12 protein-coding genes are annotated in these 12,904 nt (G+C 43.6%); 7 read left to right on the forward strand and 5 right to left on the reverse strand.

Annotated features, from left to right (window positions below; all coding sequences use genetic code 11):
* Positions 1–4: 4 nt before the first annotated feature.
* Positions 5–853 (reverse strand): DUF4348 domain-containing protein, encoded by an 849-nt coding sequence (locus EJL04_RS06780; RefSeq protein ID WP_021853354.1) that lies wholly within the window; start codon positions 851–853, stop codon positions 5–7.
* A gap of 141 nt (positions 854–994) precedes the next feature.
* Between EJL04_RS06780 and pheS the strand changes: the two genes are divergently transcribed.
* Both pheS and EJL04_RS06790 read left to right on the forward strand, forming a co-directional pair.
* The gene (gene pheS, locus EJL04_RS06785; protein ID WP_053397724.1) at positions 995–2,032 is read left to right on the forward strand and encodes a phenylalanine--tRNA ligase subunit alpha; all 1,038 of its coding nucleotides are present in this window, start codon (positions 995–997) and stop codon (positions 2,030–2,032) included.
* 115 nt (positions 2,033–2,147) lie between these two features.
* A complete protein-coding gene (locus EJL04_RS06790) occupies positions 2,148–3,383 on the forward strand; it encodes an MFS transporter (RefSeq protein WP_125104465.1) in 1,236 nt (411 codons plus the stop codon).
* A 232-nt stretch (positions 3,384–3,615) separates the two neighbouring features.
* Here the strand turns inward: EJL04_RS06790 and EJL04_RS06795 are convergent, their stop codons facing one another.
* Positions 3,616–4,281: a B3/B4 domain-containing protein gene (locus EJL04_RS06795; RefSeq protein ID WP_125104466.1), complete on the reverse strand. Its 666-nt coding sequence runs from the start codon at positions 4,279–4,281 to the stop codon at positions 3,616–3,618.
* Between the two features lie 172 nt (positions 4,282–4,453).
* Positions 4,454–6,454 carry an NAD-dependent DNA ligase LigA gene (gene ligA, locus EJL04_RS06800; protein ID WP_125104467.1) on the reverse strand — a complete coding sequence of 667 codons (2,001 nt, stop codon included), beginning with the start codon at positions 6,452–6,454 and terminating at the stop codon, positions 4,454–4,456.
* Between the two features lie 551 nt (positions 6,455–7,005).
* On the opposite strand from ligA, the gene EJL04_RS06805 reads away from it, so the two are divergent.
* Both EJL04_RS06805 and EJL04_RS06810 read left to right on the forward strand, forming a co-directional pair.
* Positions 7,006–8,295: an MATE family efflux transporter gene (locus tag EJL04_RS06805; RefSeq protein ID WP_125104468.1), complete on the forward strand. Its 1,290-nt coding sequence runs from the start codon at positions 7,006–7,008 to the stop codon at positions 8,293–8,295.
* A 12-nt stretch (positions 8,296–8,307) separates the two neighbouring features.
* Positions 8,308–8,958 carry a CatB-related O-acetyltransferase gene (locus EJL04_RS06810; protein ID WP_125104469.1) on the forward strand — a complete coding sequence of 217 codons (651 nt, stop codon included), beginning with the start codon at positions 8,308–8,310 and terminating at the stop codon, positions 8,956–8,958.
* Positions 8,959–9,055: 97 nt separating this feature from the next.
* Here EJL04_RS06810 and EJL04_RS06815 read toward each other — a convergent pair whose 3' ends face one another.
* Positions 9,056–9,292, reverse strand: coding sequence for a hypothetical protein (locus tag EJL04_RS06815; protein WP_125104470.1), 237 nt, complete (start codon positions 9,290–9,292; stop codon positions 9,056–9,058).
* A gap of 211 nt (positions 9,293–9,503) precedes the next feature.
* Here EJL04_RS06815 and EJL04_RS06820 point away from each other — a divergent pair, with 211 nt between their 5' ends.
* The 3 genes from EJL04_RS06820 to EJL04_RS06830 all read left to right on the forward strand — a co-directional run bounded on the left by EJL04_RS06820 (position 9,504) and on the right by EJL04_RS06830 (position 11,554).
* Positions 9,504–9,929 (forward strand): HIT family protein, encoded by a 426-nt coding sequence (locus tag EJL04_RS06820; RefSeq protein ID WP_021853361.1) that lies wholly within the window; start codon positions 9,504–9,506, stop codon positions 9,927–9,929.
* 263 nt (positions 9,930–10,192) lie between these two features.
* Positions 10,193–10,870: a tRNA (guanosine(37)-N1)-methyltransferase TrmD gene (gene trmD, locus EJL04_RS06825; RefSeq protein ID WP_125104471.1), complete on the forward strand. Its 678-nt coding sequence runs from the start codon at positions 10,193–10,195 to the stop codon at positions 10,868–10,870.
* Positions 10,871–11,020: 150 nt separating this feature from the next.
* Entirely contained in the window at positions 11,021–11,554 is a 534-nt protein-coding gene (locus EJL04_RS06830; RefSeq protein WP_082335140.1) for a DUF805 domain-containing protein, read from the forward strand.
* Between the two features lie 439 nt (positions 11,555–11,993).
* On the opposite strand, the gene EJL04_RS06835 is transcribed toward EJL04_RS06830, so the two are convergent.
* Complete coding sequence (locus tag EJL04_RS06835; RefSeq protein ID WP_021853366.1) at positions 11,994–12,842, reverse strand: patatin-like phospholipase family protein; 849 nt, start codon at positions 12,840–12,842, stop codon at positions 11,994–11,996.
* Positions 12,843–12,904 lie beyond the last annotated feature (62 nt).

Consider the following 12,904-nt stretch of genomic DNA (forward strand, 5'->3'; position numbering starts at 1 on the left):
TGTCTTATTCAGACAGCTTTGTCAGTTTCCAGTTTCCTCCGATACGCTTGAACGTCAGCTGCATTTCCATACCATTGGCTATTCCGCGCATAACAAAAATCTTCTGGCGTCCCTCGGTATATTTCTGTCCATACATTATATTGTAAATGAAGTCGGCAGGGAGTTCCGGCGCAAAGGCCGGCCATGTGCCCGGATCAATCTCGCCTGTCATTGTGCTGAAATCATCGTCAGGGTCAGGTCCGGTAAAAACAACAGGATTGTTCAGGCTCTCAACCTGGAAAGCAGAGTCGGTGACAAAACGCTGATAAAATGCGAGGAATGAGGCATTTGTGTTCTGATACATGGCGTTGGTCTGAATAGACTCAAGCATCCATTGGCCGTTTTGTCTTTCAAACATGTACTTTTTCACTTTTTTCCTTTTCAAGTACACTTTTTCTACCACGACATTGTTTATCGACGTATCTTTAACAACGTTCATCTGCCGCGTATTGTCGAAGATAAGCGTATAATAACCCTGATTCATGAAGAAGTGCTCCATTTTCCATTTTGACTTCTGAATATAGGACACTTTCTTTCCGTCTACAACCTTCAATGGGAAAACAATACGCTTCATCTGCAACTTGCGGTTTGCCGCAAAGTTAAAAATAAAGTCGTCAAACAATTCGTCGGCGGCCTTAGGCATCTGCTGCTCAGAAATCAGCTGATCCATGGTGTCTACTGCCGTAGTGTCGGGAACAGAATCAACAACAAGTGTGTCTGCCGCAGGCTTCTTGTCCGTACATCCCGTTGTCCACATCATTGTAGAAACACAGAATGCACAAATTACAAAGACTGATACAACCCCTTTTTTCATAATTTTACTACTCCTTTCGTAAGTAACAATCTCTCAAAATTTGCGCAAAAGTACAACTTTATTTTGATTTATGACATTATTCAATGTAAAAATGTTACCTTTGCAGCAATATTTTAATACGCATATAAATTTATCGTTAACATGATACTCGACAAAATTGAGAAACTTCTTGAAGAAGTAAAAGGTCTTACGGCCTCTAATGCCGAAGAGATTGAGGCAATGAGACTGAAATACCTTAGCAAGAAAGGCGAAATTAATGCCCTTATGGCCGACTTCCGCAATGTGCCGGCAGAACAGAAAAAAGAGGTCGGAATAAAAATCAACGAACTTAAGCAAACTGCACTTGAGCGCATCAACTCGCTTAGAGAACAGTTTGAGACTGCCGAAGCTCAGGACGACGACCTCGACCTTACACGCACGGCTTATCCGATAGAGCTGGGCACACGCCACCCGCTCACCATCGTAAAGAATGAGATTATCAACATCTTCTCACGCATGGGCTTCACCCTTGCCGACGGTCCTGAGGTTGAAGACGACCTGCACGTGTTCACAAAGATGAACTTTGCCGCCGACCACCCGGCACGCGACATGCAGGACACATTCTTCGTAGAATCTAATCCGGATGACGTAACAAAGAACATTCTGCTCAGAAGCCATACCAGCTCTGTACAGGCACGCGTGATGGAAACGACACAGCCGCCTATCAGAATTATCTGTCCGGGACGCGTTTACCGCAATGAGGCAATCACTGCGCGCGCCCACTGCTTCTTCCATCAGATTGAAGGTCTTTACATAGACAAGAACGTGTCGTTCACCGACCTTAAGCAGGTGCTGCTGACATTTGCACGAGAGCTGTTCGGTCCAGACACCAAAATACGCCTGCGCCCAAGCTACTTCCCGTTCACAGAGCCTAGTGCCGAGATGGACATATCATGTCACATATGCGGCGGCAAGGGATGCGGATTCTGCAAACACACAGGATGGGTGGAAATCCTTGGATGCGGAATGGTAGACCCCAACGTGCTTGAGCTGTGCGGCATAGACAGCAAAGTGTACAGCGGTTATGCCTTCGGACTCGGTGTGGAGCGCATAACCAACCTGAAATATCAGGTGTCAGACCTCCGCATGTTCTCTGAAAACGATGTAAGATTCTTAAGAGAATTTGAATCGGCCAACTGATAGAATATAACGACATTTCAAGGAGGTGAAAAGTAAAAACGACTTTCACCTCCTTCGTTTTTATCCCTTTATGCCTGTCGGGCAGATGCCATAAACCCTTAAATCAGTTATCAACATGAAAGAGCGCCTTTTCACACGCAGTTATATGTTCATCCTGGCAGCCAACTTCCTCCTGTTCTTCGGCTTCTGGCTGCTAATACCTATTCTTCCGTTTTATCTCAAAGAAACATACAGCTGCCCTGAAGCCATGCTTGGTGCCATACTGTGCTGCTACACGGTCAGCGGCCTGTGCGTCCGCCCGTTCTCGGGCTTTCTGATGGACAAGTTTCCGCGCAAGCCTATCTACATTCTCTGCTATTTTGTCTGCGCCTTAATATTCCTCGGCTACATGACAGCAGGATTGCTTACATGGTTCATCGTGCTGCGCGCGCTCCACGGAATAGCCTTCAGCAGCGTAACCGTAGGAGGCAATACGCTCTGCGTTGACATAACGCCCAGCAGCAGGCGCGGCGAAGCCCTGGGGTATTATGGACTGACCAATAACACGGCAATGGCTCTTGGCCCTATGACCGGTCTGTTCATGCACGACCACGTTAGCTATGAGGGCATCTTCATCACAGGCATGCTGTTCAGCTTGGTCGGACTGCTATGCGCAATATGCGTAAAGGCACGCACTCCGGAATCGATAAAAAACAGGCAACAGGAAAAACAACAGACAGAAACAGCTACCACAAACAGCAAGCTCTCGCTCGACCGCTTTATCCTTATAAAAGGCATACCCGTAAGCATAGCCTTGATGATGCTGTCGATACCTTATGGTGCCACAACCAACTTCGTTGCAATGTATGCCCGCGAAATTCATCTCGATGTGCCTTCGGGCTTCTTCTTTACACTCATGGCCGTAGGCATGGGAGCATCGCGCCTTGTTGCAGGCAAGAAAGTTGACCAAGGCTACATCACACAGTGCATACACGTGGGGCTATACCCTGTCATCCTTGCCTTCTTCATGCTAAGCATGTGCCGCTTCATTGCTCCAGAGAGCATGAACGCAGCCGAATGGATTTTCTTTGTCGTGCCGCTGCTTCTCGGCATAGGGTTCGGCATAATCTTCCCGGCAATGAACACGCTCTACATCAACCTTGCACCCAACAACCAGCGCGCCACGGCCACAAGCACTTATCTTACGGCATGGGACGTAGGCATTGGTATCGGTATATTAAGCAGCGGAGTAATAGCCCAGCACTTCACATTTTATATGGTATATCTTATAGGTTCTGTTCTCTGCACTGTCTCACTGATATTCTTTGTATGCAAAGTTACGCCGCATTACAACAAAAATAAGCTGAGATAACACTAATTTTACGCTTTCATCAGAAAGCTGTATAAATGAATGGAAAAAACGTAAAAAGTGCATTTAAAGTAGATTCGTTTTTATATTGCAAAGAGATAGTTTCTGCAATGTAAAAGACAATAATAATGCAGTATATATAGAAAGGCAAAGGGATTAAAGTCATCACAAAAGGAATGGCTTTAACCCCTACTATTATCAAAAGCTTTTTTAACAGGAAAAAATGCCGAAAGGGCTATCTGTATACAAAATAGCTGCAGTTTTTTCCTTGCGCATATTTCTCGAACAGTCTTACAAGAAATTCGGCGTTGGCCCTTACATTGTCTTCATTACCGTCGTATCCGTTGATAAGCACCAGCACATTTTTAGTAGACATCTCCATCTTTGTGCGCTCGTTGTCGCTTGTAGGAGTGCCCACACCTCCTTCGGCATCACGATACACGGGCAATCCGGCTATGTTGAGCATTCCACGGCCTATACCCTCATAAGGTTCGCCTTCACGCCCGACACCGAGCGTGAGCGTGTCGCCGACGAACTTGTCTGCGTCAAAGCCACCTATGCTGTAGCCATAGGCAATGCTTGCAAGATTTACAAGGTCTACCAACGTGTCAATCTGATACAGAGCCTTGCCCTGAAGCATTCGCCTTATCAGAGCCTCCGAAGCCGGACGATAGCGGCTGGGATCCTTGCCGCAGGCACGATACACGCGGCGTGTGGCCTCAATTCCGGATATATGCTTTATTGTCTCCGTGGTGTATCCGGCACGATACTTTGCCCCCCACTCTTCTATTTCTTTCCAAAGGTCCTCGTTATATTTCGTGTTGACGACCTCTGCGCTCACTGCCGCGCCTACAAATCCCGGGCAGACGCTCTCTATCTCTTCTGAAACCAATACTTTCATCTTCAGTTATTTTTATACTTCAGTCAATTGTCAAACTTAATTATCGCTATACTTTAATTCTGTCTGTAATGCCCATGTCAAGACATTCTTACCACATTTTAACCGCGCACAGCCTTTCATCATCACTAAACGTGTCATATCCTTACAGACAAAGAACAAGTAACTAAGTCCATTATTCTATCATCTTAAGGAACGTCTCTTCGTCCACAATCTGTATGCCAAGCTTTTCGGCTTTCTGCAGTTTTGCCGGTCCCATGTTCTCGCCTGCCAATATAAACGATGTCTTGCCGCTTATGCTGCCTACATTTTTACCACCGTTCTGCTCTATCATCTGTTTATATTCGTCGCGGCTATGATGTGCAAACACGCCACTTATAACAATGCTTTTTCCGGCCAATTTGTCGGTAGCCGACGACATCTGCTCTTCGCTCAGCGCCATCTGCAGCCCGTATCCGCGCAAGCGCTCTACTATCTGCATCGTTACAGGGTTTCTGAAATAGGTCATAACGCTCTTGGCTATAACCTCGCCTACACCCTCCACCTCTAAAAGGTCTTGCAGGCTTGCCGCGGCAAGAGCATCTATAGTCTTGAAATGGCGGGCAAGCAGGCGTGCCGTTGTCTCGCCTACAAATCTTATTCCAAGCGCAAAGACCACACGTTCAAACGGCACTTGCTTAGATGCCTCAATGCCGTTTACAATCTTTTCGGCCGACTTCTGACGGCTGCCGTCGCCGTTTATCTGCTGCACTTCAATGTCATACAGGTCGGCAACATTACGAACAAGTCCGTGTCTATAGAAATCGTCAACGGTCTCAGGTCCAATACTGTCTATGTTCATTGCCTTGCGCGAAATGAAATGCTCAATGCGCCCCTTTATCTGAGGAGGGCATCCGGCATCATTAGGACAATAATATGCGGCTTCGCCCTCATACCTTACCAACTTGGCTCCACACTCAGGACAGTGGGTTATAAACGTCACTGGCTGGGCTATAATCGGGCGCTGCTCAATGTCAACGCCGACAATCTTAGGAATAATCTCGCCACCTTTTTCAACATACACATAATCACCTATATGCAGGTCAAGGCTGCGTATAAAGTCTTCGTTGTTGAGCGTAGCACGCCTTACGGTTGTTCCGGCCAGTTGAACCGGCTCCATATTGGCAACAGGAGTAACAGCTCCGGTACGCCCCACCTGAAATGTCACTTCATTAAGACGTGTGCAGGCTCTTTCTGCCTTAAACTTATAAGCTATGGCCCAACGCGGATTCTTAGCAGTATAGCCAAGAGCTCTCTGTTGTCTGAGTGAGTTCACCTTCAGCACAATGCCGTCTGTTGCCACAGGCAGGTTTTTACGCTCTGTATCCCAATAGTCAATAAAGTCATAAATCTCCTGCAGCGTCTTCACCTTACGCATTCCTTCACTTATCTTAAAGCCCCACTCACGTGCCTTTTCAAGATTCTCATAATGGCCGTCGCCGGGCAGTTCGTCGCCAAGCAGATAATAGAGATATGCATCGAGGTTGCGACTCGCCACCAAAGCAGAGTTCTGACTCTTAAGCGTTCCGCTTGCCGCATTACGCGGATTGGCAAACAGCGGTTCTTCAGCAGCCTCACGTTCCTGATTAAGTCTTTCAAACACGTTCCAAGGCATAAGAATTTCGCCCCTTATCTCAAACTCCTTAGGCCAGTCGCCATCTTTCAACACCAGCGGTATCGACCTTATCGTCTTCACGTTGGCTGTCACATCATCGCCATGAACGCCGTCGCCACGCGTCACTCCTCTAACCAGTTTGCCGTCTTCATAGGTAAGAGATATAGACAAACCGTCATATTTCAGTTCACAGCATATTTCAAAGTCTTCACCGTTAAGCCCTTTCTTAACGCTGTTATAGAAGTCGGCCACTTCCTCCTGGCTGTATGTGTTAGCCAGCGACAGCATTGGATATTTATGCGTAACCTGCGTAAACTCCTGATTAATGTCGCTGCCCACCCGTTGTGTAGGCGAATTGGGGTCGAACATCTCCTCATAGCGTGCCTCCAGTTCCTGCAGTTCCTTCATCATGAAGTCAAACTCTTGGTCGCTTATTTCAGGTTGGTTAAGCACATAATACTTATAATTATGTTCATGCAGTTCCTTTCTGAGCTGCAATATTCTCTGTCTTTCGTCTGTCATAAACTTAAATATATTCTAAAAACAATGCAACGCAAACCGACAACAGCCATTATCGTGCTTGCTTATATATAGCCGCATATATCTTATGCAAAGATGATGCAAGTGAGAGCAAAGGCATAAAGTTTGCCTGAATGGCTATGCCGAGCTCAGCTATATCTTATGCAAAGATAATGCAAATTTTCGCAAAACAGCAATGTAGTTTCTATCTAAAATAAATTAAATAATAAATCACCGCACAGCAATAACACAACAAATTTATATATAGAAGAAATAAATGTCATTAACAAAACGCCCATAAAAGTTATCAAGTACAAATAAATTTAATATCTTTGCAACAGCAAAGCATAGAATTGTTCAACAATATGAAATGGCAAGTATGCATATAGCAATGCCCAACGAATAGCAACCCGACAAACGCTATATCGTTTCTTTGACAGACTTATATTATAAGTTTGTCCATTATTATTTTATCATTATCCATAATTATAAATCTACAAGATGTTACGCTGCAGAAAACGGCATAACTTATTGTGTCATATTTGTTTAAACAAATGAATTATACATACAAGAAAATATGGCTCATCGCTTTCCCTGTGATGATGAGTATCCTTATCGAACAACTGATAAACATAACAGACGCTTTGTTCTTGGGACATGTAGGCGATGTGGAATTAGGTGCATCTGCACTTGCGGGAATATGGTTTCTGGCAATATATATGCTCGGTTTTGGGTTCAGTTTAGGTCTACAAGTAGTTATCGCCCGCCGTAATGGAGAACAACGGTATGCAGAAACAGGAAAGACATTATCGCAAGGGCTCTTTTTTCTGTCCGTTCTGGCAATCATCATTTATCTATCGTCAAAGATATTCTCTCCCATTATATTGAATAATCTGATTAGTTCGGATGACGTCTATAATGCAGTTATGAGTTATCTTGACTGGCGTATTTTTGGATTGTTTTTCTCTTTTCCCTTTTTAGCCCTACGTTCATTTCTAGTAGGCATTACACGGACAAAGGCTCTGAATATTGCAGCTTTAACTGCCGTATTTATGAACATTCCTATGAACTGGCTCCTTATATTCAAATTTAACATGGGGATATCAGGAGCAGCTGCGGCATCGTCATTTTCAGAAATGTGCTCACTCATCGTATTGACTGCATATATATTACGGCATATTGACAAAAACATGTATGGCTTATGTTTTGCCTTTGATCTGAAAATACTGAAAGAAGTCTTTTTTGTTTCGATATGGAGTATGTTACAATATTTTACAAGCGTAGCCATTTGGTTTCTGTTCTTTCTGGCTATTGAACGTTTAGGAGAAACAGAACTGGCCGTATCAAATATAATAAGAAGCATATCCGCACTATTTTCCGTTATTGTCAACGCATTAGCCGGCGTGACAAGTTCGCTTGTAAGTAACTTAATCGGTACCGGTGAAAAGAAGTATGTATTTCCTCTTTGTAACAGAATTATCCGTATTGGATATACAGCAGGCATTCCACTGGTTATTCTTGCATTGCTCTTTCATCATTATATAATAATGGCTTACACGGACAATCTGGCAATCATGCAAGCTGCATTACAGCCATTCATTGTCATGCTGCTGAATTATTTCTTTGCATTACCCGGCTATGTATATCTGAACGCTGTTACAGGAACAGGAGCTACGCGTGCGGTATTCGTATTTCAGATGACTACTACCGTCGTCTACCTGTTTTCATTATGGACATTAGGACATTGCTGTGTCCCGTTAGCTGCTTATTGGGCCGTGGAATATTTATTTGTAATATTACTCGGCACACAATCTGTCATTTATTTGAAATATAAACAATACTAAAAATTTAAAGTGATGATGAATAAGACATATCCTCACAAAGGTGACAAGCAAACCGTTTATCTGAACTCTGTTATTAAAGACCCGTCCATTATTGTCGGCGATTATACCATCTATAATGACTTTGTTTCCGACCCGATACATTTCGAGAAAAATAATGTACTATACCATTATCCGATTAATCGAGAGCGGCTTATAATCGGCAAATTCTGCTCCATTGCCTGTGGTACAAAATTCCTGTTCAACTGTGCCAACCATACGCTAAAATCTTTATCTACATATACATTCCCGTTGTTTTATGATGAATGGAACTTAGAAAAATCAGATGTGGCAAAAGCATGGGACAACAAAGGTGATATCATTATAGGAAATGACGTATGGATTGGCTATGAAGCCGTCATCATGGCAGGCGTCAACATTGGCGACGGTGCAATTATCGCAGCTCATGCTGTCGTTACAAAAGATGTGGCTCCATATACAATAGTGGGCGGAGTTCCTGCCCGACCTATACGCAAACGGTTTGACGATGGAGTAATACAAAAACTTGAAACATTAAAATGGTGGGAATGGCCAATAAACAAGATTCGCCAATGTCTGCCACATATTATTAATGGAGATATTGACGAATTACTTAAATATCAAAAAAATGAATATTTTAAGAGATAAATAGTCACAATAACGCGACACCAGAAATTAATCACTGAAACATGGCTGAAAACTCATTGATTTTCATATAAAAACTCAATGAGTTTAAAGTCATATTTCAGTGGATTTTAAAATTTAATTTATCAGACCGATATAAAAATATAAAACCCATTGAAAATAAAATAATTTCAATAATTTTGAATTCATCATGAATTGGTGTATCTTTGCATAAAATATCGCTGCGTTCAGCATAACATCCAAGCAAGCTTGACATTTCTGCACTCACTTGCTGCATCTTTACATAAGATATTGCTGCCCTCGGCATAACATCCAAGCAAGCTTGACGTTTCTGCACTCACTTGCTGCATCTTTGCATAAAATATTGCTGCGTAGGCTAAATAACAACATAAAGTTATTATTAGTTATGCTTTGGACTTGAAACATGCCGTAACTTTATATGACGAGAGAGAAATATATGTCTATGCAGAACTTTAAATAAAGACAAACACTACGCGAAAAAAACGCGAAACGAAATAATAAAAACAATCTAAAACAAAAGCAAAAACATGAAAAGTGATCCTAAAGAGTGCCTTTATTGCCAAAACAATGAGACACAGCACGAACTGATGATTGAAGTAGCCAAACTTAGTGTGTCGCGCCTCTTTATCTTTAAGGAGCAGACATATCACGGACGTTGTCTCGTGGCTTACAAAGACCATGTGGACGACCTCAACCTCCTGAGTGATGAGGACAGAAACGCTTTTATGGCAGACGTGGCAAAAGTGACAAGAGCCATGCAGAAGGTGTTCAATCCTGACAAAATAAACTATGGTGCATATTCAGACACGCTGTCGCACTTACATTTTCACCTGATTCCTAAATATGTAGGCGGACCTGACTTTGGCGGAGTGTTTCAGATGAATCCAAAGAAGGTTTATCTGACAGACGAAGAATATGCCGACATGGCTGAAAAGCTGAAAAAAGAGTTGTAATAAACATAACACAAATGCCGCCTGTAAGACAATAGAAAATAAAACCTACAGGCGGCATTTACAATATACAATTATACTGCAAGGCACGTATCTGCATTATAGACATCAATAAGCCTTTATTACAAAGCCAAATATTTTTTAAACAAAGAAACAGTATGCCGAACTAAACCGACATCATTTTTCGCTTGCAGTTTTATATAAAAAATATAAAAATAAAGGCTAAAAATTGTGATATTGGCAGAAAATTAGATAATTTTGCAAATATGCGAATTGATATAATTACAGTTTTACCTGAGATGCTCGAGGGATTTGTAAGAGAATCCATATTGGCACGCGCGCAGAAGAAAGGACTGGCAGAGATATATCTGCACAACCTGCGCGACTACTCTACAGACAAATGGAAACGCGTGGACGACTATCCTTACGGCGGATTTGCGGGGATGGTGATGCAGTGTGAGCCAATAGACCGGGCCATATCGGCTCTGAAGGCCGAAAGAGAATATGACGAGGTAATATTTACTTCGCCTGACGGTGAGCAGTTTGACCAGCATGTGGCCAACAACCTGTCGCTGAAGAAAAACCTGATAATTCTGTGCGGACACTATAAAGGCATTGACCAGAGAATACGCGACCACCTCATCACGCGCGAAATAAGCATAGGCGACTATGTGCTTACGGGCGGAGAGCTGGCGGCAGCAGTGATGGCTGATGCAATAGTAAGGCTTGTACCGGGAGTTATAAGCGACGACCAGAGCGCTCTGTCTGACTGCTTTCAGGACGACCTGCTGTCGGCACCTATATATACAAGACCGGCCGACTATAAAGGTTGGAAAGTGCCTAACATTCTGTTAAGCGGAAACGAGGCGAAGATAAAAGACTGGGAGATAGAGCAGAGCTACGAGCGAACCAGACGGCTGCGCCCCGACCTGCTGAAAGAATAAGACAGAGAGTATATTGGATACATTCGAGACATTGAATTAATGTCAAACACTCTGACGTGCAGAAGACAGGGCCTGAATAAACGAAAATACGGCCCGTGTCTGAAGCCGTAGACATAACAAATATAATTAACAAACAATTTTATTGAAACTATGGAAGACATCGTAAGATTACCGCAGATGAGCTTCAGCGAGTCTGTAAAAACAGTGTTAAGCAAACTGACCGACTTTAAGGGCCGTGCACGCCGTTCTGAATTATGGTGGTTTTGGCTTCTTTATGCCGTTGTAAGCGTTGTACTCAATCTGTCACTTGCAGGAATGCAAGTCGTAAGTTCTGTTGTGTCAATGCTCCTTCTGCTCTCTATCTGCTCCGTTACGGTGCGCCGCCTGCACGACCGCGGACACGGAGGCTGGTGGGTTGCAGCAAGTATCATAATAAATATATTGTACAATATATATATGTCGTCAACAGGATATCTCGAGGCCATGACTACGGTAAATCCTGACCCAAGCATTGCCGTAAAGATTATGAGCGACCCTATCGTCATGACTTCAATGCTGCTGCTCTTCTTCCTGAACATCAGCATCCTGGTGTTCTGCGTCATGGACGGCAAGCCTGAAGAGAATAAATATGGCCCGTCGCCTAAATATATTGTAAACAACGGCGACTTTCAGGAAATCAAATAAAAAGCAAACAGACAAAGAGTTGCAATAAAAGGATTTACAGCACGATGGCAGCTAAAAAACTTTAGCGGACAAGCTTGCCTAATTATTGCATCACTCTTAACAGACAAGCATGATGACATTTTACGAAGAAATATTGTAAAAACTCATGCTGGAGTTTACAGACATACAATCATCCGTTTTTCAATATGCCTCCTTTCGCAACGCAAAAGGAGGCATATTAGGTTATAAAAGGCCATGTTTCGCGATGCAAAACATGGCCTTTTACAATACATTGACAATCAACGAGTTAGAGCAAATACATTTTTCCTGTCCTCGCCGATATTGACGCCGGCATAAATTCAAGAAATAAAACAGTATGCGGAAACAGACTACACATTAATAAGTCCACGACATTTAGCCCCCCGCACCTACAACATGCTGCCACATGACACCGGCTGGCTCAGCAATATCCCTGCTCACGGCAGAACTTCTCACCTAAGGCATAGCCTTCCTCATAAAGCCGTTCGAGTTTATCTACATCCTTCTCTATACGTCCAACCTCCATAGGGCGCTCTGGACGTATGCATAATATCTGTCCGGCACGCTCCATTTCCTCTATCATTTCAAGTTGGCGGTTGTAAGCCTCACAGCGATGGCTCAGCACCACGCGCAGCCGTGGATAATTCTTATATACAAAACGCGGTATCTTATGGTCTTTCTCCTTGCTGCGAAAACCATAGTTGCGCGTAAGGACAACAACATTCTTGTGATGCCCCTGCTCCATGGCCCTCATTACAGGTATGCTGTCCACTATTCCTCCGTCTAGCATAGGTATGCCGTCAACATTTACAATCTTGCTGACATAAGGCAGACTGCTGCTTGCACGAACAATGTCAAGCAGGCGCTGGCGGTCGTGCTTCTCTGTAAGGTAGCATGCACGTCCGGTCAGGCAGTTGGTGGTAACCATCTCGAAGACGTCAGGATTATTGAAGAATGCTTCAAAATCATAAGGCAGCAACGTATTTGGGAAATCGTCATAAAGCAGTTTACGGTCGAAGATGCAACCCTGCGTAACCAAATGTCGCAGACCTATGTACTTATATTTTGAAAGATAGTCGATGTTGGAAATACGGGCGCGGCGTATCTGGCGGCTCATATACGACATGCCGTTACATGCTCCGGCCGAAACTGCAACAACGTAATGAAAATACATGTCATGCTTCATAAAGCCGTCCAGCACGCCACTGGTGAACACACCGCGCATGCCGCCGCCCTCAAGAACCAATCCTGTATTTCTGTCAATACGCATAACTCACTAAAAAACTTTGCAAAGTTAATGATTTTAGTTTTAACGGCATATATTTTAAAGTA

Source organism: Prevotella marseillensis, assembly GCF_900625065.1.
GTDB lineage: Bacteria > Bacteroidota > Bacteroidia > Bacteroidales > Bacteroidaceae > Prevotella > Prevotella rara.

What these genes read in the sequence shown, in the direction of transcription:
- EJL04_RS06780 (WP_021853354.1), bottom strand. Translation starts at nt 853, where the DNA reads ATGAAAAAAGGGGTTGTATCAGTCTTTGTAATTTGTGCATTCTGTGTT.
- pheS (WP_053397724.1), top strand. Translation starts at nt 995, where the DNA reads ATGATACTCGACAAAATTGAGAAACTTCTTGAAGAAGTAAAAGGTCTT.
- EJL04_RS06790 (WP_125104465.1), top strand. Translation starts at nt 2,148, where the DNA reads ATGAAAGAGCGCCTTTTCACACGCAGTTATATGTTCATCCTGGCAGCC.
- EJL04_RS06795 (WP_125104466.1), bottom strand. Translation starts at nt 4,281, where the DNA reads ATGAAAGTATTGGTTTCAGAAGAGATAGAGAGCGTCTGCCCGGGATTT.
- ligA (WP_125104467.1), bottom strand. Translation starts at nt 6,454, where the DNA reads ATGACAGACGAAAGACAGAGAATATTGCAGCTCAGAAAGGAACTGCAT.
- EJL04_RS06805 (WP_125104468.1), top strand. Translation starts at nt 7,006, where the DNA reads ATGAATTATACATACAAGAAAATATGGCTCATCGCTTTCCCTGTGATG.
- EJL04_RS06810 (WP_125104469.1), top strand. Translation starts at nt 8,308, where the DNA reads ATGATGAATAAGACATATCCTCACAAAGGTGACAAGCAAACCGTTTAT.
- EJL04_RS06820 (WP_021853361.1), top strand. Translation starts at nt 9,504, where the DNA reads ATGAAAAGTGATCCTAAAGAGTGCCTTTATTGCCAAAACAATGAGACA.
- trmD (WP_125104471.1), top strand. Translation starts at nt 10,193, where the DNA reads ATGCGAATTGATATAATTACAGTTTTACCTGAGATGCTCGAGGGATTT.
- EJL04_RS06830 (WP_082335140.1), top strand. Translation starts at nt 11,021, where the DNA reads ATGGAAGACATCGTAAGATTACCGCAGATGAGCTTCAGCGAGTCTGTA.
- EJL04_RS06835 (WP_021853366.1), bottom strand. Translation starts at nt 12,842, where the DNA reads ATGCGTATTGACAGAAATACAGGATTGGTTCTTGAGGGCGGCGGCATG.